Origin of the sequence: Lactococcus lactis (assembly GCF_029023865.1) — a bacterium.
GTDB classification, from domain to species: Bacteria; Bacillota; Bacilli; order Lactobacillales; family Streptococcaceae; genus Lactococcus; species Lactococcus lactis.
The window spans coordinates 246237-265716 of record NZ_CP118969.1; the positions used below are offsets into that span (position 1 = coordinate 246237).

18 protein-coding genes and 1 tRNA gene are annotated in these 19480 nt (G+C 36.6%); 13 read left to right on the forward strand and 6 right to left on the reverse strand.

The window, feature by feature from the left end; genetic code table 11:
* Positions 1-182 precede the first annotated feature (182 nt).
* Positions 183-2105, forward strand: coding sequence for a fructose-1,6-bisphosphatase (locus tag PYW37_RS01360; protein ID WP_025016580.1), 1923 nt, complete (start codon positions 183-185; stop codon positions 2103-2105).
* Between the two features lie 79 nt (positions 2106-2184).
* Here PYW37_RS01360 and PYW37_RS01365 read toward each other — a convergent pair.
* Both PYW37_RS01365 and PYW37_RS01370 read right to left on the reverse strand, forming a co-directional pair.
* Positions 2185-2270, reverse strand: a tRNA-Leu gene (locus tag PYW37_RS01365).
* Between the two features lie 63 nt (positions 2271-2333).
* Positions 2334-3611 carry a BaiN/RdsA family NAD(P)/FAD-dependent oxidoreductase gene (locus tag PYW37_RS01370; protein WP_025016579.1) on the reverse strand — a complete coding sequence of 426 codons (1278 nt, stop codon included), beginning with the start codon at positions 3609-3611 and terminating at the stop codon, positions 2334-2336.
* 140 nt (positions 3612-3751) lie between these two features.
* Between PYW37_RS01370 and PYW37_RS01375 the strand changes: the two genes are divergently transcribed.
* The 5 genes from PYW37_RS01375 (at position 3752) to PYW37_RS01395 (ending at position 9772) form a co-directional block, all read left to right on the forward strand.
* Entirely contained in the window at positions 3752-4579 is an 828-nt protein-coding gene (locus PYW37_RS01375; protein WP_025016578.1) for an NAD(P)H-hydrate dehydratase, read from the forward strand.
* A gap of 149 nt (positions 4580-4728) precedes the next feature.
* On the forward strand, positions 4729-5142 hold the full coding sequence (locus PYW37_RS01380; protein WP_023189995.1) for a DUF1398 domain-containing protein: 414 nt from the start codon (positions 4729-4731) through the stop codon (positions 5140-5142).
* A 170-nt stretch (positions 5143-5312) separates the two neighbouring features.
* The gene (locus tag PYW37_RS01385) at positions 5313-7148 is read left to right on the forward strand and encodes an ABC transporter ATP-binding protein (RefSeq protein WP_023189994.1); all 1836 of its coding nucleotides are present in this window, start codon (positions 5313-5315) and stop codon (positions 7146-7148) included.
* Positions 7145-9022, forward strand: a complete 1878-nt coding sequence (locus tag PYW37_RS01390; protein WP_025016577.1) for an ABC transporter ATP-binding protein — start codon at positions 7145-7147, stop codon at positions 9020-9022. The genes PYW37_RS01385 and PYW37_RS01390 overlap by 4 nt, the downstream gene beginning before the upstream one ends.
* Before the next feature lie 96 nt (positions 9023-9118).
* Complete coding sequence (locus tag PYW37_RS01395; protein ID WP_010905251.1) at positions 9119-9772, forward strand: YcjF family protein; 654 nt, start codon at positions 9119-9121, stop codon at positions 9770-9772.
* Positions 9773-9817: 45 nt separating this feature from the next.
* On the opposite strand, the gene PYW37_RS01400 is transcribed toward PYW37_RS01395, so the two are convergent.
* The 3 genes from PYW37_RS01400 to PYW37_RS01410 all read right to left on the reverse strand — a co-directional run bounded on the left by PYW37_RS01400 (position 9818) and on the right by PYW37_RS01410 (position 11652).
* Entirely contained in the window at positions 9818-10837 is a 1020-nt protein-coding gene (locus tag PYW37_RS01400) for a Gfo/Idh/MocA family oxidoreductase (protein WP_017864067.1), read from the reverse strand.
* Positions 10821-10988 (reverse strand): hypothetical protein, encoded by a 168-nt coding sequence (locus PYW37_RS01405; RefSeq protein WP_003131184.1) that lies wholly within the window; start codon positions 10986-10988, stop codon positions 10821-10823. The genes PYW37_RS01400 and PYW37_RS01405 overlap by 17 nt, the downstream gene beginning before the upstream one ends.
* Positions 10989-11175: 187 nt before the next feature.
* A complete protein-coding gene (locus tag PYW37_RS01410; protein WP_003131187.1) occupies positions 11176-11652 on the reverse strand; it encodes an S-ribosylhomocysteine lyase in 477 nt (158 codons plus the stop codon).
* 213 nt (positions 11653-11865) lie between these two features.
* Between PYW37_RS01410 and PYW37_RS01415 the strand changes: the two genes are divergently transcribed.
* The 5 genes from PYW37_RS01415 (at position 11866) to PYW37_RS01435 (ending at position 14866) form a co-directional block, all read left to right on the forward strand.
* Positions 11866-12330, forward strand: a complete 465-nt coding sequence (locus PYW37_RS01415; RefSeq protein ID WP_025016576.1) for a GyrI-like domain-containing protein — start codon at positions 11866-11868, stop codon at positions 12328-12330.
* 64 nt (positions 12331-12394) lie between these two features.
* Complete coding sequence (locus PYW37_RS01420) at positions 12395-13240, forward strand: aldo/keto reductase (RefSeq protein WP_003131189.1); 846 nt, start codon at positions 12395-12397, stop codon at positions 13238-13240.
* 165 nt (positions 13241-13405) lie between these two features.
* A complete protein-coding gene (locus PYW37_RS01425) occupies positions 13406-13918 on the forward strand; it encodes a cysteine hydrolase family protein (RefSeq protein WP_023189990.1) in 513 nt (170 codons plus the stop codon).
* 118 nt (positions 13919-14036) lie between these two features.
* On the forward strand, positions 14037-14585 hold the full coding sequence (locus tag PYW37_RS01430; protein ID WP_003131191.1) for a DUF6036 family nucleotidyltransferase: 549 nt from the start codon (positions 14037-14039) through the stop codon (positions 14583-14585).
* Entirely contained in the window at positions 14582-14866 is a 285-nt protein-coding gene (locus PYW37_RS01435; protein ID WP_023189989.1) for a hypothetical protein, read from the forward strand. The genes PYW37_RS01430 and PYW37_RS01435 overlap by 4 nt, the downstream gene beginning before the upstream one ends.
* Positions 14867-14904: 38 nt before the next feature.
* Here PYW37_RS01435 and PYW37_RS01440 read toward each other — a convergent pair whose 3' ends face one another.
* On the reverse strand, positions 14905-16224 hold the full coding sequence (locus PYW37_RS01440; RefSeq protein ID WP_010905256.1) for a LysM peptidoglycan-binding domain-containing protein: 1320 nt from the start codon (positions 16222-16224) through the stop codon (positions 14905-14907).
* Between the two features lie 343 nt (positions 16225-16567).
* On the opposite strand from PYW37_RS01440, the gene nrdD reads away from it, so the two are divergent.
* Complete coding sequence (gene nrdD / locus PYW37_RS01445) at positions 16568-18811, forward strand: anaerobic ribonucleoside-triphosphate reductase (protein ID WP_010905257.1); 2244 nt, start codon at positions 16568-16570, stop codon at positions 18809-18811.
* Positions 18808-19413 carry an anaerobic ribonucleoside-triphosphate reductase activating protein gene (nrdG, locus tag PYW37_RS01450; RefSeq protein ID WP_025016575.1) on the forward strand — a complete coding sequence of 202 codons (606 nt, stop codon included), beginning with the start codon at positions 18808-18810 and terminating at the stop codon, positions 19411-19413. The genes nrdD and nrdG overlap by 4 nt, the downstream gene beginning before the upstream one ends.
* Positions 19414-19480: the final 67 nt, after the last annotated feature.

A 19480-nucleotide genomic window follows, 5' to 3' on the forward strand; every position in this document is an offset into this window, starting at 1 on the left:
TACTGACAGATTTTTTTGTCAGTAAAAATTTTACTGACAGAAATAATGATTAATTACAAATGTGAGCGCTTTACTATCTGCTTTCTATATGATAAAATGCAAGAATAAGTCTAATAATTCCCGACTTTTTTAGATAGAAAGCAGAGTGTGAATGAGGGATCGAAACCTCATTTACTTTTATTATGGATAAAAAATATTATCAATTACTAAAAAAACAGTTTTCGTCAAAGGAAGCAGTACTGACAGAAATTATTAATTTGAGTGCTATTTGTGAACTACCAAAAGCAACAGAGCATTTTATGAGTGATGTGCATGGTGAATATGATGCTTTTAATCATGTTTTGAGAAATGGTTCTGGCAGTATCAAAGAAAAACTTAGAGATTGTTTTCCAGAATTTTCTGCGACAGAAATATCATCACTTGCAACCTTGATTTATTATCCACAAGAAAAACTAGATTCTGAGTGTCAACTAAAAGAGACAGAAGAATTTGAGAACTATTGTCAAATCAATTTAGTTTATCTTTTAAAGACTGTAAAATTTGTCGGTCAAAAATATACTCGTTCAAAAGTCCGAAAAGCTTTTCCAGAAAAATTTCGATATATCTTAGAAGAGTTAATCAATGAAGTTGATTCGACGACTGATAAAAGAGATTATTTTGATTCAATCCTTTCGCAATTGCAAAATTTGGGTGAATTTACTCGCTTAATTGTTGCACTTGCAGATACGATTCGCAGATTGACGGTTGACCACCTTCATGTGGTGGGAGATATTTATGATCGAGGACCTTATCCAGATAAAATCATTGACCGCTTAATAAAAATGCCCTCAGTTGATGTTCAATGGGGCAATCATGATATTGTATGGATGGCAGCTTTTAGTGGTTCACCTTTAGCCATGATGAATGTAATTAGAATCTGTGCCCGTTATGGAAATCTCGATATTCTTGAAGAATCTTATGGGATTAATTTACGGATGATTTTAGAGTATGCTGAACGTTATTATGAGCCAAGTGAGGCTTTTCAACCACGTTTGGTCGAAGGGGTTCGTTTGTCAGACGATGAAAAGGCGCTCCTTAATAAATTACAAGAAGCCACAGCCATTTTACAATTTAAGTTAGAGAGTCAGTTGATAAAACGCCGACCTGATTTTCAACTTGAACATCGTGATGTCCTTCATTTCATTGATTTTTCCGAAAAAACAATAAAATTGGGAACTGAAGTTTATGAATTAACTGATTTTCAAGCGCCCACAGTAAATCCTGAGCAGCCTGAAAGTTTGACCGCTGAAGAAGAAAAAATAATCAGTCATTTATTAAATAATTTTAGAAGTTCTGATAAACTTAAACGTCATGTTGCATTTTTACAAGAAAAGGGAGCTATGTATCTTTCTTACAATGGAAACTTGTTGATTCATGGCTGTCTTCCCTTACATGAAAATGGTGATTTTAAATCATTTACGGTTAACAAAGAGGCTCATGCTGGCCGTGATTTACTTGATTTCTTTGACCAAGAGGTTAGAAAATGTCTTGCTCATCCAGAAAACTCGACGGATTTAGCAACAGATTTGATGTGGTATCTTTGGGTGGGAGAATGCTCTTCATTATTTGGTAAAACGGCAATGACAACCTTTGAACGCTATTATATCAAGGATAAGAAAACGCATGTGGAAAAGAAAAATCCTTATTATCAATTGCGTGAGGAAGCTGAAATTATCAGGAAAATTTTAGAAAACTTTGGTTTAGATGAAGGGGGACATTTGGTGAATGGGCACACCCCTATCAAAGAAAAAAATGGTGAAAATCCAATCAAGGCAGATGGAAAGTTGATTGTGATAGATGGTGGTTTTGCAAAAGCTTATCAAAAGGAAACAGGAATTGCTGGGTATACTCTTCTTTATAATAGTTTTGGCATTCAACTGGTTGCGCATCAACCCTTTTCAACCGTTAAAGAAGCAGTTGAAAAAGGGACGGATATTATAAGCCTGAAACGCCTGGTAGCCGAAGTTGACCAAAGAAAACGAGTCAAGGATACAAATGTTGGCCAAACTTTGTTAAGTGAAATAGCAGATTTAGAAGTACTTTTTGAACATTATGAGGAATTTTAAAAGTACCAGTGTTGGTACTTTTTATTTGTTTTCCAAAAAAGACAATAAAAAAACTCAGCCTTAGCCGAGTTAATATTAGTGCGGTGGGCGGGACTTGAACCCGCACCAAGAAAATTCCCGACAGGATCCTTAATCCTGCGCGTCTGCCAATTCCGCCACCACCGCAAAACAGTACTTTAATATAGTACCATTTCTATAAAGAATGTGCAAGCCTGAGCTAGGGCTGACTTATTGTTGGAAATAAGATGCGATTTGGGCAGCGTGTTTTCCAGCAACAAAACCTGTCACAAAGGCGCAGGTAATATTATAACCGCCAGTGTATCCATTAATATCTAAAAGTTCACCGGTCATGAATAAACCTTGGGTTTGTTTACTCTCCATACTTTTAGGATTTATTTCTTTGAGAGAAACACCGCCACCTGTTACAAAAGATTTCTCAATTGGTAAAGTTTTGCTAATTGTGATTTGCCAATTTTTGAAAAGACTAGCGATTTTATCAATTTGCTGCTCAGATAGCGTCTTGGCAGAAAGACTAGGGTCAATTCCAGCTTTTTCAAGGATAAATAGAAGCATACGTTCTTGGGCCAATCCTGAGAAGGCATTTTTAATTGATTTATCTGTTTTAGAAAGGCTAGTCAGTTCATTTTTCAAAGAGCCCAACTTTTTTTCGGGGAATTGGTCTAAGCTGACTGTGACCATTTTTTCACCTTTAGCAAGAAGTTGGTTAATGAAACTTGAACAACGCAGAGCAGCTGGACCAGAAATTCCAAAATGCGTAAATAATAAATCATGCTGATGAGAGATGATTGCTTTTCCCTTAGAATTGAGTACTGAGAGTTTGATTTCGCGTAGGGAAATGCCTTGAAGACTTTTGTCTAAAATGAATGGTTCGTCAGAAATCAGGGCAGATTCAGTGGCATAGAGTTGTGAAAGACTATGCCCTGCTGAGCGTGCTAAACGATAGCCATCACCAGTTGAACCTGTGGAAGGATAAGCGCGTCCGCCTGTTGAGAGGATAATTGTAGGGCTTAAAAAGCTCTCGCTATCCGTTTCAAGACCAATTACCGCTCCGTTTTCAATGAGAAGCTTATCAACCGCTTGGCTTGGAAAATAAGAAACATGGAGGCTCAAAATTTTATTGAAGAGGGCATCAACAATTGTTTTTGATTTGTCGGTTATAGGGAACATGCGCCCGTGGTCTTCTTCTTTTAATTTAACACCATTGCTTTCAAAAAATTCGATAATATCAAGGTTGGAAAATTGAGAAAAGGCTGAATGAAGAAAACGACCATTTCCAGGAACATTTGTTAATATTTCGTCAACAGAACGGGCATTTGTCACATTACAGCGTCCGCCACCTGTCATTAATAATTTTTTTCCGACTTTTTTATTTTTATCAATAAGAGCGACTTTTGCTCCATTTTGCGCGGCTGAGATGGCAGCCATCATTCCAGAAGGGCCTGCGCCAACAACAATAACGTCAAATGTTTTAGCTGATTTTGTCATGCTTTAATTTTAACATGATGTGAGCAGAAATAGGGGAAAGAGTATTGAAAAATAGTAAATTTAAATTCAGCGAGCGATAAGGCTTTTAAATATTGATATTTGATATTGGAAATCAATATGAAATGCGGTAAAATAGCATTATGATTGAACTGACTGATGAAATTTTAGCAAAAGTAATTAAAAAACGTAAAAAAGCTTCTTACAAAGGAACTTATGGTCGCTTATTAGTGATTGGCGGTAATCGTCAATATGGTGGTGCGGCTATTTTGGCGACGACAAGTGCAGTTTATTCAGGTGCGGGCTTAGTTTCTGTGGCACTGGCTAAAGAAAATCATAGTGCTTTACAGGCAAGACTTCCAGAAGCAATGACTTTAGATTTTGATGATTTGATAAAGCTAAGAGAAGTAGCAAAAGCTGCTGATGTTATTGTTATTGGTCCAGGATTGGGCTTAGAAAGACTAGATGTACTGACAGAAGTTTTGAATTTACTGACAGAAAATCAAAAGTTGGTCATTGATGGTTCGGCACTGACCCTTTTTGCTAGAGAGCATTTAGACTTACCATTTCCTGAAAATACGGTTTTTACACCTCATGAAATGGAATTGGAACGACTTTCTGGTTTGAAAATTGGTCAACAAACCAAAGAAGAAGTTCAAGGTTTTGTTAATCAACTCGGAGCGATTGTCGTTGCTAAATCTTCAGAAACACGAATTTTTGCGCCAAATCGGGAATCATTTATCTTGAAAATAGGAAGTCCAGCTCAGGCAACTGGGGGAATGGGGGACACTTTAGCCGGGATGGTTGGTGGCTTTTTAGCTCAGTTTCATGGAGAAACAGAGGAAGTCGTTGCTGCTGCAACTTATTTGCATAGTTTAATCGCAAGCGTCTTAGCTCAGAAATCATATGTGGTCTTGCCAAGTCGATTAATTGAAGAAATTCCATTATTTATGAAAAAATATGAATGCTGATTAAGTCTGTCAGTTCAATGCGACCATGGGGAGTATTGAAGTTGGGAATAAAAAAATTACTGACGAAAATTTCAGTCCTACGTCAGCATTTTTTTCTTAGAATTTTTGTTATAATTAATCATCAAAATAAATGAAGATGAGGTCAAAAGATGAATGCAATTGAACTTGTGCAAGGCGCCATGAAAAAAGCAGAGAAAATTCGTCCAAAAGTAGGTGGTTTTCCATACTTGGCTGAATGTATGCGAGAAGCTGGAGTTTTAAAAAATGTTTGGACCCTTCCTGCCGGACAAAGCACGTTTTGGACAAGCGCTGGCGTAATTAGCGTGACCAATTCACCAATAATGAGTGGTTTTCATGAGGTGTCAGTTTTTGACCAAGAAGATTTGATTAAGGCCTTGCGGGCTGACCAAGCTGGACAAACGACTTTTCCGGAATTCTTGAGTGCCACTTGGGAAGCTGGTGTGATTTCTTATGAAGCTGATTTTTCAGAAAGAAAAGTCACTTATCTAGGAAGTCAAGGAGAAAGCTACGTTGAGACCTATCCAGCGGTCGAAATTCATTAAAAAGTTACTGACAGAATGATTAAAATATTTGGTAAAATTATTTACTAAATTAATCATTCTGTCAGTAACTTTTCTGTTAATTTCTGATAAAAGTGCTATAATATTTGAATGAAAACTAAGAAAAATAAAGAGAAACTACTAAGAGTAGTTTCTGGAGAAAAGGGGAAATTATGCTAACGATTGGAAGGCGATATTTAAATTTTTGGCCTGTATTTTGGGCACTTTTTTTGTTAGTTATTCAAGTTGTGACTAATCTTTGGCTTCCAACGATTACAGCGGATATTATCAATAAAGGCATTGGTCAATCTGATATGAAATATATCTGGTTTATGGGTCTAATTATGCTTTTCGTTTCTCTGGCCAGTTGGCTTTCGGCAATTGGAAATGTTTATTTTGCTTCCAAACAATCTCAAGGATTGGGCCTGAAATTACGCCATGTTTTATTTAAGAAAGTTTTATTCATGGACGAGCGCAATTTTCAGGAATTTGGTGATGCAACTTTAATTACACGTACAACAAATGATGTGACTCAATTGCAAAATGTCTTTCAAACGATGTTACGAATGATGCTCATGGCGCCAATGATGCTCATTGGTTCTATTTTCATGGCTTGGAAATTATCGCATGATTTACTGCTGGTTTTTTTGATTGCCTTGCCTATTTTAACTTTGGCTGTCGTCATTAATATTGCTATTTCCATGCCACGGTTTCGGTCAATGCAAACAAAAGTTGATAAAATTAATCTGATTTTTCAACAAGGCTTGACTGGTGTTCGGGTGATTCGTGCTTTTAGACGAGACCAATATGAAATTGATAAATTTGATGAGGCTAACCGTGATTTGACACATACCAGTCAAGTGGTTTTGACGACGATTGCGATGTTAATGCCAATTATGACAGTTATTCTCAGTTTTACAAATATTGGAATTGTTTGGTTTGGCGCTCATCTTATCAGTAAAAATATGATGGAAATGGGTTCATTAGTTGCCTTTTTGACCTATGCCACACAGATTTTGATGTCATTTATGCAACTATCAGCAGTTGCTGTCATGGTGCCACGAGCTCAGGTTTCAGCTGTTCGAGTTCGAGAAATTTTAGAATCTAAAGATAAAATTACTGATGAAAATTCGAGCATATCCGTAGAGGCGCTAAGACGCCAACGGCTATCCTCTGACGGAAATGACAAGTTGTCTGAAAGCAATTCTGTCCGCAATTCTCTAGCTCTTAATCATGTGTCTTTCAAATTTGATGAAGCAAAAAGACAAGCGCTAAGTGACTTGTCAGTAAATGTAGCAGCTGGTCAGACCTTAGCAATTATTGGGGGGACTGGTTCTGGTAAATCAACGATTTTGAATTTGATTGCCAGATTAATTGACCCGACAAATGGAAGTGTCACAATTGATGGTACTGATATTCGCCAAATTTCACAGTATGACTTGCATGAAAAAGTTTCTTTTACGCAACAAAAAGCTCAACTTTTTTCGGGAACTGTCCGCTCGAATCTTCAATTTGGGAAAAGTGATGCAACAGATGAAGAAATGTGGCAAGCTTTGGAAATTGCACAAGCTGCTGATTTCGTTCGTGAACAAGGTGGACTTGAGCTGGCGGTCGAACAAAATGGCGCAAATTTCTCTGGTGGTCAAAAACAAAGAATTTCGATTGCTAGAACCTTGATTAAAGAGGCAGAAATTTATCTATTTGACGATTCATTTTCGGCCTTGGACTTTGCTACTGACAGACAATTACGAACAGCTATTAATCATTCGGAAAAACATAAAAATAAAATCAAGGTGATTGTGGCTCAAAGAATCGCAACCGTTATGTCAGCTGACCAAATCTTAGTTTTAGAAAATGGAATTGCCGTAGGACTTGGTACTCATGAAAGTTTGGCAAAATCATGTCCGCAATATCAAGAAACAATGCAATCTCAACTCTCGGATGATGATTTGGTCAAGATGGGTGTTTCAATTGCACATTTGACCGCCAGAGGAGGTGATGACCAATGATGAGAGGAAATTATCTCAATCGAGGTGGCAAAGGGGCTGACCGTTTTCAAAAAGGTCGGCGAGCTCAAAATTTCTTTCCAACGATTATTCGACTTTTCAAATATATGCGCAGAGATTTATGGGGACTTCTTTTTTCAATTTTAATTGCTTCGCTGTCAGTCATTTTGTCGGTTCAGGCACCCAAAATTTTGGGAAATGCAACCACAGTGATATTTGATGGCGTAACAAAAAGTCTAAAAAACCATACCGCAATTCAAATTGACATGACTAAGGTCGAATCTATTTTGCTTTATGTCATGGTCATTTATCTGATTTCATTTATCTCTGGGATTTTGCAACAAAGCATTATGACACGCATTTCGCAACGAACAGTTTATACTTTACGTCGTGAATTTAAAAACAAAATGAAAAAATTGCCAGTTTCATATTATGATAGTCATAGTAATGGGGATATCATGAGTCGAATGATAAATGATATGGATAATATTTCAGGGACTTTAAATCAAACTTTGATTCAGCTTATCACAAGTCTCTTGCAATTTGTTGGAACTATTTATTTCATGTTGACCATCTCTTGGCAGTTGGCACTCGTCGCCTTTATCACAGTTCCTTTGGCAATGATTACGGTAAGGATTGTTGCACCTTTATCGCAAAAATTCTTTGCTGAACAACAAAAAAATCTGGGATTATTGAATGACCAAATTGAAGAAAATTATGCAGGACATGCGGTCATTAAAACATTCAATCATGAAGCCTCAGCTGAAAAAGAATTCGCAAAAAGAAATGATAATTTTTATAAATCAGCTTGGAAAGCTCAATTTGTATCGACTTTGATTTATCCAACCATGCGATTTGTCAATAATTTAGATTACTTAGCCATGGCCGTAATTGGTGGTCTTAAAGTTATTTCAGGGACGGTTAATCTCGGAGATGTTCAAGCCATGTTGCAATATACCAATCAATTTGCACAGCCAATCACAAATATCTCGAATATGCTCAATACCATTCAGGCTACAGTTGCGTCAGCCGAACGAATTTTTGAAGTATTAGATGAAAAAGAAATGACTGACGGAATTCCTGTCAGTGAAAAAGTTGCTGACAAAAGTTCAAAAAAAGCTGTCAGTAATTTAGGAGCGACTGACAAGACTGATTTCATCAATTTTGACCAAGTCGCATTTTCTTATAATGAAAATCAGTCCTTAATGACAGATGTTAATTTTTCCGTTGAAGTTGGGCAAATGATTGCCATTGTGGGACCAACTGGAGCAGGTAAAACAACAATGATTAACTTGCTCGAACGATTTTACGATGTCACTTCGGGAAAAATTTTACTTGAAGGAAAAGACATTCGCGAAATTGACCGTGAACAATTACGTGGACGAATGGCAATGGTTTTACAAGAAACCTGGTTGTTCTCAGGGACAATTATGGATAATTTACAGTATGGTCGTCTTGAAGCAACACAAGAAGAAGTGATTCAAGCAGCTAAAATGGCACATGCTGATGAATTTATCACCACTTTACCTCAAGGTTATCAAACCCTTTTGAATGAAGCCGCAAGCAATATTTCTCAGGGGCAAAGGCAGTTATTAACCATCGCCCGTGCCTTTTTAGCAAATCCAGAAATATTGATTTTGGATGAAGCCACATCCAGTGTAGATACAAGAACGGAGCGCCTGATTCAATCAGCGATGAATCGTCTATTAAAAGGACGGACAAGCTTTGTCGTTGCTCACCGTTTATCAACTATTCGTGATGCCAATCAGATTTTGGTTATGGAAAATGGAAATATTGTGGAAATGGGGAACCATGAAAGTCTCCTTAAAGAAAACGGATTATATGCCAGCCTTTATAATTCGCAATTTGCAAAATAAGATATCGAAAAAATCAGTCTCTTTTTGATTGATTTTTTTGTTTATTAAGCGCCTATTTTGTTATAATGAGTTAAAAATAGGCGAGAAGGAGCGATAATGTTTAAAAAATCAGACAAGAAAATAAAAGAAAATGATCAAGAAAGCAATGCAGCTTTTGAGGAGTTTTTTAATCAAGTGCTCAAAAAAATGCCTGCTCGTTCCGCAAAAATAATCAGTTCTTCTTTAACTGTTTCAAAAGCGAAAGCAGAGCAGTTTTTAGCTAGCAATTCTCAGAAATTTGACCACCTCTTTGATGAATTTTTGGTTGGAGTGGACAGTCAAACGCGAAGGAAATGCCATGAAACCATTCATTTCGCTACCTTGACGGCGGCAATTGTTGGCTTTTCACCAATTCCCTTTTCAGATGCCGTCTTGCTTGTTCCGATTCAATTGACAATGATGATGCGACTTTATAAGATATTTGGGGCTTCTTGGTCAGAAGCATTGGCAAAAGGAATCACTAAGGAATTAGTTGTTGTTGGTTTAGGTCGAAGCCTTGTAGGGAATGTTTTAAAATTTGTTCCTGCGGTGGGAACAATTGCAGGTGGAGCAATTAATGCCACAGTGGCGACAACAATTACAGAAGCCTTAGGCTGGGTAACTGTCAAAATGCTTAATGATGGCGAAGATATTTTCAATAATGTCCTGACTTTTGAAGGTCAATTCAAAGGTTTGGTCAGTAAATTACAAAAAGCCAATAAGAAAAAATAGGCTGTCAGTAAAAAAAGACTTATCAGTTGATAAGTCTTTTTATTATTATTTAGAAAAACCATTTTCCAAAGTTTTAATGACAGCCAAAATTTGTTCATCGGAAACCAACTTGTCAGCTCCATTAATAATTGATTCATAAGCTGAATCATAAACTCTACCATAATCACCAGCAACCGTTGGAATATGCTTCACAATGCGGTCACCATTTTGATTGAAATAGGTAAGTTGCCCAAAATCAGCTGGACTGTCTTGCCCAAAACCTTCATCACCTGGGAACATGCCAACTTTTAAATCATTTTCTTGTTGGTCAACATCCATTTTGATGAAAGTTCCTCTCGTACCATAAACAAGCCATTTTGGATGTGGTAGAGCAGCGACTTCAGTAGCAGCAACAGTTGCTCGCAAGTTTGGATAAAGAAGATTGACAGAAAAATAATCATCGACACTGTCATAATCTCTTGTTGCTCGAATATCATATTGAACTTCTTTGGGAGCGCCAAAAAGTGAAACCATTTGGTCCACTAAATGAACACCGTGACCATACCAAGCGCCATCAAAATTTCCACCTTGACTGGCATCATTAGGTCTAAAGTGGTCCATATTGACAGTGATATCTACCAAATCACCCAAATAACCTTGCTCAATCACTTTTTTGACGGTTAAAAAGTCGCTGTCAAAGCGTCGATTTTGGAAAGGCATGAAGAAAAGATTTTTTTCTTTGGCAAGAGCTACCAATTCTTTAGCTTGTTCCAAGGTTTCGACTAATGGTTTATCACAGAGTACATTTTTTCCAGCTGAAAGGAGTTCCTTAGCATAGTCATAGTGAGCAAAAGCTGGAGTCACAATGACTACTAAATCAATTGAATCATCATTAATAATATCAGCGATGTCGGTGGAGAACAAAGTTCCATTTGCTTCTAATTCTGCTTGTTCAGGACGTTTTCCTAAAGTCCGGTTGACAATTCGTTTAATCACAATATTCTCACGTTCTTTCACGTAAGGAATATGATAGCGATTTGTTGATTTACCAAAACCAACATAGGCAATATTAAGCTTTTTTGTCATTCTTTTTATTCTCCATTTTGGCACGGAGGGCTTCAATTTTAGCTTGAGTGGCATTTTTTGTATTAATGCCTTTTCCGCCTACCGTTGAGTTTTTTTCGTGAAATTTTCCGACAGATTTCTGTCCTTTATTATCAAGTTGATATTTTCCCATAAGATAAATTAGGTTTCAGTAAGTAAAGTGCCTACTGAATTCAGTTCCTTTCTAAGTGGATTTGACTGATAAAAGTCAAAAAGTTACTGACAAGAGCTGTCAGTAAAAATTTGGCCGATTAAATTCCTTACTAAAGGAAATGAAGTTGCACTTGTAATTTAAAAATGCTGAACTTTTGGAGTAAACTTTAAATTACTTTACGTTCGTAAGGGTCAGTAGAAATTCCTTCAGAAAGAATTTTCTTAGACCATTCTTTAGCACCGAAAAGTGAGTGATTACGGTAATTTCCGCATTCTTTTTCAGCAACACCAGGGACATTATCCCAACCAAATTCGTCACTTGCAAGCTCTTCTAGAGAAGATTTAATTACTTTAGCAATTTCTTCTGAACTATGTTCACCCCACATAATCATGTGGAAACCAGTTTGACATCCAAAAGGTGAAAAGTCAATCATGCCATCAATTCTATCGCGAATTAAACTAGCCATGCTATGCTCAATAGTGTGTAAAGCGGCCATTCCAATGGCATTCGCATTAGGTTGAACAAAACGAACGTCAAAATTAGTGATAACATCGCCTTTAGGCCCAGTTTCGCTACCGATTAAGCGGACATAAGGGGCAAGTACTTTTGTGTGGTCTAATTGAAAAGATTCTACTTCAGCCATAAGATATAGGATACAAAACTCAGCTGTTAAAAGTCAGCCTTGTTAGTATCTCCTCCTTTATTTTAAATTCTAATTCTATTCTATCATTTTTTGAGCGAAATATTTTTTCATTTTAATTATAAAGTGGTAAAATGACTTTATAACGGTTTCAAAAGAAGCCTTATTGCTTAAAAAAGCAAGAAACATCATTGTCAAAAAGAGTGAGGAGGGGAAGTGAACATCAGAGAAGTTGAAAAGTCATCTTTCTCCATCATTGGAAAAGAAGGCTTAGGTAAAGCACAAGAAGCTGACATTTGGATTCCACCACTCTGGCAAGAAGCAACCAACGCTTTTGAGGAAATTATTCATTTGATTAAGCAGCCACTCACAATTTGGGGGGCCATGTCTGATGAATCAGGGCAATTTAAACCATGGAATAATGGTGGACTCTATCTGGCATGTGTTGAAGTTGAAAATTCAGCGCAAAAGCCTGAAAATTGGACTAAATGGACACTTCCAGGCTTTCGTTATTTCGTTGTTGAAACAACAACTTATGAAATGAACAAGACTTATTCAGATATGTGGAATTATTTAACTCAAAATGATTTAAAAATTGTTGGAGCAGTACAAGAACATCAATCAATTTCAGCAGAAAATCCTGAAGAGTTAGAACTATGGTTTCCAATTGAAAGAATATAAAAGTCCAAATAGTTTCATTGATGACGAGTTGTTGTATTTCAAAAATTACTAAGGAGAAAAAATCATGACATTAACAGACACTTACACACTAAACAATGGCATTAAAATTCCAAAAGTTGGCTTTGGAACTTGGCAATCTGCGAGCGGAGAAGAAGCTTATAATGCGGTAAAAGCAGCACTTGAAGCAGGATATCGTCATATTGATACAGCGGCAGTTTATAAAAATGAAGAATCAGTCGGTCAAGCAATTGCTGATTCAGGAATTCCCCGTGAGGAACTTTTCGTTACAACAAAACTTTGGGGTGTAGGAACAACAGAGGACGCTGCGAAAGCCTTGGATGAATCCTTGAAAAAATTGGGACTTGATTATGTTGATTTGTACCTCATTCATTGGCCAAATCCTAAAGCATTCCGCCCTGATTTTGAAACACGTAATCTTGCAGTTTGGAAAGCCATGGAAGCAGGCGTAAAAGCTGGTAAGATCCGTGCAATTGGTGTTTCAAACTTCCACCCACGTCACCTAAAACCATTGTTGAAATTTGCTGAAATTAAACCAGCAGTTAACCAAATTATGGTCAACCCAAGTGATCAACAAGAAGAAATTGTAAGTTTTAATGTTGACAACAATATCTTGACTGAGGCTTACAGCCCACTTGGAACAGGTAAAATCTTTGAAGTTCCAGAACTTGCAGACTTGGCAAGTAAATACAACAAGAGTATTGCTCAAGTGGTATTGCGTTGGTCTCTTCACAAAGGATATTTACCACTTCCTAAATCAGTAACCCCTGCAAGAATTAAAGAAAATGCAGAAATCTTTGATTTTGATTTAAGTATTGAAGATATTGCTTTTATTGACAGCCTTCATGGAAAAGCTGGTTTGGCTAAAAACCCTGATGAAGTTGATTTCTAAAGAATAATTATGAACATATTTTACTGACAGATTGTTTACATCTCTTAAAAGACAGCAGAGAATTTGGTCAGTAATTTAAAAAAGGCCTGTCAGTAAAATTTTGCTGACAGGCTTTTTAGATTTTTGCTACAATAAAGAAAAATGATCAAATATCAAGGAGAAATGATGAAAAAAGCACTTGTTTTAGTTGATTTTCAAAATGACTTTATTGATGGAAGTTTGGGCACGAAAGAAGCACAAGCCATTATCCCAAATGTTATTGAAAAACTCTCTCAATATTCTAAAGAAAATCGTCTAGCAACCCAAGACACCCATTTTGAAGATTATTTAACGACACAAGAAGGCAAAAATCTGCCAGTTATTCATTGTCAAAATGGTACTTTTGGTTGGGAAATTCGTAAAGAAGCTCAAGTTGGCTTTGCTAAAATTTTTGAAAAAACAACTTTTGGTTCCAGAACATTGGCAGAATTTATTCGAGATGAAAATTATGATGAAGTTGAACTTGTCGGAATTTGTACGGATATTTGTGTTGTTTCCAATGCCTTGTTAATCAAAGCCTATGCGCCAGAAGTAAAAATAAGTGTTGATGCTTCTTGCTGTGCTGGAGTTTCACCTGAAAAACATTTGGCAGCACTTGAAACAATGCGTTCTTGTCAAATAGAAATCACGAATGCCTAATTTTGGTAAAAAGTTACTGACAGGTCTGTCAGTAATTTCAACTTGACAAAATCCGTATGATAATTGATAATGGAGTGAGAAATAAGAAAAATTTTGAAGGTGAGTGCGAGGTATAAATTTGGATTATCATCAATTATTTTCCCGCTTGAACGAAAAACTTTCAGAAGAAAATTTGCAACTTCACTTACATTGTGTTGGTGGTTTCGTCCTTGAATACTATGGAATGAAGGCAACAGAGGATATAGATGCCTTTTATGAAAGTACCGAAAAAGTTGAAAAAATCATTCAAGAAATTGGTGAAGAATTTCATGTCGGAACCTCTAATGAACCTTGGTTGAGTCAAGCAGTCGGCGAAGTCATGTCTCATTCAAAAACAGATGAAACAATTATTTTTGTGGAAAGTCATTTGACTGTTGGTCTGTCATCACTCGAATCTATTCTTATCGATAAAATACAGGCTGGCCGAACCAAAGATGTTCCAGACATCGCAAAAATAATGAAAAAATTAAAAATTGAAAGCCCAGATCCTCTCTTAGAACGATTTAAACATACAGATGGTTCAGCAGACCCAGCGGTCATTTTAGAGGCTTTTAGTTTAGCTTACGGCGAAGAAGCCTTAAAAAATTATTTACGAAAAAATCCAAAAATACTGAGGTTATTGCAATGACGTGGATTGAATATCTCCTGAATGCTGCTCAAAAGTCTAAATGGAATTTAGAACTTTGGGTCCGTTATTTAAATAAAGCGATTCAACGGGACAAAATTTTACTTTCAAAAACAGATATTGATTATTTAATGAGTTCTGAAGAATTAACTTCTTTTCAACGCGTTTTTCTTGAACTCGCGCTTGAAAAAGAAACAACACCTTGGGAAATGACTGTTGGCATGTCTGAACCGACTCAATCGATTCATCTTCAGTCTGTTTTAAAAGAATTAAAAAAAGAATGAATTAACTTTCATTCTTTTTTTATTTTATAAATTACAATTTATTTAATACGAAGATATTGACCAATTAAAATGGTATCACTTGATAAATGATTCCAAGCCTTAATTGAAGCAATTGGGCTACCAGATTTTTGTGAAAGTCCCCAAAGCGTATCTCCTTTAACAACCTTATGGATAGAGGTATTTGAAGCTGCAGAAGAGTTAGAAGTTGAACTCGTAGAGGCTGAGCTTGAACCTGTTGAAGAACTTGAAGAACCGGCAGATTGTGAAACAATCAAGTTTTGTCCAATGAAAATTGTATCAGAATTCAAATGATTCCAACTCTTGAGTTGAGCAATCGTCGTTTTATATTTGACAGAGAGTCCCCAAAGCGTATCACCAGATTTAACCTTAATCGTCGTCTGTGAAGCTGGTTTGGCAGGAGTGACCGAAGTAGTAGGCGTTGTAGTTCCGGCAGAATTTCCTGAAGAAGTTGAACTATTTGTATTAGACGAAGAACTTGAAGTTGTCAATACAAGCTTTTGCCCAATATAGATGACTGTACTTTTAAGATTGTTTGCGCTTTGAATTTGAGCAACACTAATTCCATATTTTTGCGAAATTCCCCAAAGTGTATCGCCAGATTTAACTGTATAAGTGGTTGAGCTTGTATTTGAATTATTATTGGTATTTGTAGCTGTTGAACCACCGGAATTAGAAGTACCAGCAGAAGAAGCACCGTCAAAACGAGTCAAATTATATTGAGAAATAATTCGATTCAGGGAAGCACCATAATTAGGGTCAGTTGCATATTTTCCTGTTAAGGCTGCGGTTGCCGCTTGATAGGTTGCCGCGTTTGCTCGCCAAGCTTTAGCATAATAAGGACCATTTCCAAAGTTTGTAGTTTTTAAAACATAAGCATTATCTTGGAAACTTTGATTAAAGGAAGGATAAACCCTAAATGGCATATCTTTTGTGACCCATTTACCATTGAGATATTCTTGAGTTTTAAAAACAACGCTTTTTCCTTGATAAGTTCCTTGAATACCGAATAAATTATAATAGGGGGCACGAGAAAGTTGGCTTGAACCCCAGTTACTTTCCAAAATAGCTTGAGCAATCATAACTGAAGGATAAAGACCATTACTATCGGCAACTGGTTTTGCTGATGCAGCAATACTTTCAATAAAAGCTTCTGTCGAATTGGTTGCAGCCTGAACCATTGGGCTTGTTTGTTGGAGCAAAAGCTCATGAGTGGTCGTCAAAGTTCCTGCAATGAGAACAGCGCCAGCAAATTTGGTCGCTGGTTTATAAAAAGCCAGTGGTTTTTTGGCTTTCTTTTTTAAATGTCTATTTTTAACTTTAATACGAGAAACTGGCATAAATAATTCCTTTCCTGAAAATACAGAATAAAATAAGTACTACCCTATTTTACCACGGTTAATGGAAGAAAACGATGACAATTATGTGGCGGTTTGTAAACGTTTTTTATTTTATGTTTTATATTAGCTAGAAAATGTGAGAATTTAGAGAAAAAATCTGATTTAAGACGCTATGATTACATTTTAAATACAAAGAGATTATATTTTGCTTTGCGAAATTGAGAAAAGGGAATGAAAACAAGCAACACAAGATATTGTGTGTGTTTACATAATTTAACCTATATATTGTGTCATTTCCGAGAATTTGATAAAATAGATGATGTAATTGAAGAGGATGGTTAATATGAAAAGTGAAGTAAAATATCAAGATGTAACACTAGAAGAAATTAATGTGATAAAGCGTGACGGACGCTCAGTGAAATTTAACAGTGAGAAAATTTTTGATGCTTTGACTAAAGCGGCTAAAAAAGTCGAACTGACAGATATGTCGGTTCTTTCAGAACTTACTGACAGAGTAGTCAGTGAAATCTTTACTCGTTTTTCTGAAAATGTCAAAATTTATGAAATTCAATCGATTGTTGAGCAAGAACTCCTTGAGTCTGGTGAAACTCAATTGGCTGAAGAATATATCTCTTATCGTGCTAACCGTGATTTGGCCCGTACCAAAGCAACGGATATCAATTTCACGATTGAAAAATTAATTAATCGCGACCAAACTGTCGTTAATGAAAATGCCAATAAAGATTCTAACGTTTTCAATACTCAACGTGATTTGACAGCTGGTGCGGTTTCCAAAGCAATTGGTTTGAAACTTCTTCCGCCACATGTGGCAAACGCTCACCAAAAGGGTGATATTCATTATCATGACCTTGATTATAGTCCATTTACTACAATGGCTAACTGTTGTTTGATTGACTTTAAAAATATGTTTGAAAATGGTTTTAAACTTGGAAATGCGCAAGTAGATTCGCCAAAATCAATTCAAACAGCAACTGCGCAAGCCAGTCAAATCATCGCTAATGTGGCTAGTTCACAATATGGTGGTTGTTCATTTGATCGTGCCGATGAAGTATTGGCGCCTTACGCGAAATTAAATTATAAAAAACATTTAAAAGATGCACAAAAATGGATTGATGGTGCTGAAAAACAAGAAGCTTATGCTCGTGAAAAAACAGCCAAAGATATCTATGATGCAATGCAATCTTTAGAATATGAAATTAATACTTTGTTTACTTCAAATGGTCAAACGCCTTTTGTAACAGTTGGTTTTGGTCTTGGAGACGATTGGTATGCGCGTGAAATTCAAAAAGCAATTTTGAATGTCCGGATTGGTGGTTTAGGTTCAGAACACCGTACTGCTATTTTCCCTAAATTAATTTTCACACTCAAACGTGGTCTTAACCTCGAAGTAGGGACACCAAACTATGACATCAAAGAACTTGCGCTTGAATGTTCAACAAAACGGATGTACCCTGATATTTTGAGCTATGATAAAATTGTTGAATTAACAGGTTCATTTAAAGCTTCAATGGGTTGTCGTTCATTCTTGCAAGGCTGGAAAGATGAAAATGGGAATGACGTGACTGCTGGACGTAATAATCTTGGAGTTGTTACAGTTAACCTTCCACGTATTGCTCTTGAAGCCGCTGGAAATAAAGAAAAATTCTGGGAAATCTTCAATGAAAGAATTGAAATTGCTCATGATGCCCTTGCTTTTCGTGTTGAACGTGCTAAAGAAGCACAACCTAAAAATGCACCTATTCTCTTTATGAATGGTGCATTGGGACGTCTTGATGCCGAAGGTTCAGTTGATGAATTGTACAATAAAGAACGTGCAACTGTAAGTTTAGGTTACATTGGACTTTATGAAGTGGCGACTACTTTTTATGGCCCAACTTGGGAAAATAATCCTGAAGCTAAAGCTTTTACAATTGAAATTGTGAAACGAATGCATGAAGATTGTGAAGATTGGTCTAAAGCCTCTGGTTATCATTATTCTGTTTATTCAACACCGTCAGAAAGTTTAACTGACCGTTTCTGCCGAATGGATAAAGAAAAATTCGGTTCAGTTGCAGATATTACTGACAAAGATTACTATACTAATTCTTTCCATTATGATGTGCGTAAAAATCCAACTCCATTTGAAAAATTAGAGTTTGAAAAAGACTATCCTGTTTATGCCAATGGTGGATTCATTCATTACTGTGAATATCCTGTTCTTCAACAAAATCCGAAAGCTCTTGAAGCAGTCTGGGACTTTGCCTACGATCGTATTGGATATCTTGGAACAAATGCACCAATTGACCACTGCTATGCTTGTGGCTTTGAAGGAGATTTTGCGGCAACGGAACGTGGATTTAAATGTCCACAATGTGGCAATGATGATCCTAAAACCTGTGACGTTGTCAAAAGAACTTGTGGATATCTTGGAAATCCGCAAGCACGTCCAATGGTTCATGGTCGTCACAAAGAAATTTCATCACGTGTAAAACATATGAATGGTTCTGTCGGAGCTTTGAACGATGGAAATTTGATTGATTCAGTCGAAGTTGACGAAGCAAAATCAAAATATTTTGCGGAGAAATAAGTATGAACAATCCAAAACCAGGAGAATGGAGAGCTGATGAACTCTCACAAAATTATATTGCAGATTATAAACCCTTCAATTTCGTTGATGGTGAAGGGGTGCGCTGCTCACTCTATGTGAGCGGTTGTATGTTTCATTGCGAGGGCTGCTATAATCAAGCCACTTGGTCATTTCGTTATGGAACGCCCTATACCAAAGAGCTTGAAGATAAAATTATGGCTGACCTTGCTCAGCCTTATGTCCAAGGACTGACGCTTCTTGGTGGGGAACCTTTCTTGAATACGACATTTTTGATTCCTTTGCTCAAACGGATTCGTCGTGAGTTACCGGATAAAGATATTTGGTCATGGACAGGTTATACATGGGAAGAGATGCTACTTGAAACAGATGACAAATTAGAAATGCTTGATTTGTTAGATATTTTAGTTGACGGTCGTTTTGAATTATCAAAGAAAAACTTAATGCTCCAATTCCGTGGGTCATCAAATCAGCGGATTATCGATGTACCAAAATCTCGAAAACAAGGACAAGTTGTCATTTGGGAAAAACTCAATGATGGTGAAAAAACTTTTGAACAAATTCATAAAGAAAAATTAATTTAAAAGTTACTGATGGACATTTGAGTATATCCGTAAGCGCTAAAGTGCCAACGGCTATCTTCTGACAGAA

Bases quoted from the DNA above. Each gene is read 5' to 3' on its own strand.
- PYW37_RS01390 (WP_025016577.1), top strand. From the start codon at position 7,145: ATGATGAGAGGAAATTATCTCAATCGAGGTGGCAAAGGGGCTGACCGT.
- PYW37_RS01400 (WP_017864067.1), bottom strand. From the start codon at position 10,837: ATGACAAAAAAGCTTAATATTGCCTATGTTGGTTTTGGTAAATCAACA.
- PYW37_RS01395 (WP_010905251.1), top strand. From the start codon at position 9,119: ATGTTTAAAAAATCAGACAAGAAAATAAAAGAAAATGATCAAGAAAGC.
- PYW37_RS01375 (WP_025016578.1), top strand. From the start codon at position 3,752: ATGATTGAACTGACTGATGAAATTTTAGCAAAAGTAATTAAAAAACGT.
- nrdD (WP_010905257.1), top strand. From the start codon at position 16,568: ATGAAAAGTGAAGTAAAATATCAAGATGTAACACTAGAAGAAATTAAT.
- PYW37_RS01420 (WP_003131189.1), top strand. From the start codon at position 12,395: ATGACATTAACAGACACTTACACACTAAACAATGGCATTAAAATTCCA.
- PYW37_RS01405 (WP_003131184.1), bottom strand. From the start codon at position 10,988: ATGGGAAAATATCAACTTGATAATAAAGGACAGAAATCTGTCGGAAAA.
- PYW37_RS01370 (WP_025016579.1), bottom strand. From the start codon at position 3,611: ATGACAAAATCAGCTAAAACATTTGACGTTATTGTTGTTGGCGCAGGC.
- PYW37_RS01435 (WP_023189989.1), top strand. From the start codon at position 14,582: ATGACGTGGATTGAATATCTCCTGAATGCTGCTCAAAAGTCTAAATGG.
- PYW37_RS01410 (WP_003131187.1), bottom strand. From the start codon at position 11,652: ATGGCTGAAGTAGAATCTTTTCAATTAGACCACACAAAAGTACTTGCC.
- PYW37_RS01360 (WP_025016580.1), top strand. From the start codon at position 183: ATGGATAAAAAATATTATCAATTACTAAAAAAACAGTTTTCGTCAAAG.
- PYW37_RS01385 (WP_023189994.1), top strand. From the start codon at position 5,313: ATGCTAACGATTGGAAGGCGATATTTAAATTTTTGGCCTGTATTTTGG.
- PYW37_RS01425 (WP_023189990.1), top strand. From the start codon at position 13,406: ATGAAAAAAGCACTTGTTTTAGTTGATTTTCAAAATGACTTTATTGAT.
- PYW37_RS01380 (WP_023189995.1), top strand. From the start codon at position 4,729: ATGAATGCAATTGAACTTGTGCAAGGCGCCATGAAAAAAGCAGAGAAA.
- PYW37_RS01440 (WP_010905256.1), bottom strand. From the start codon at position 16,224: ATGCCAGTTTCTCGTATTAAAGTTAAAAATAGACATTTAAAAAAGAAA.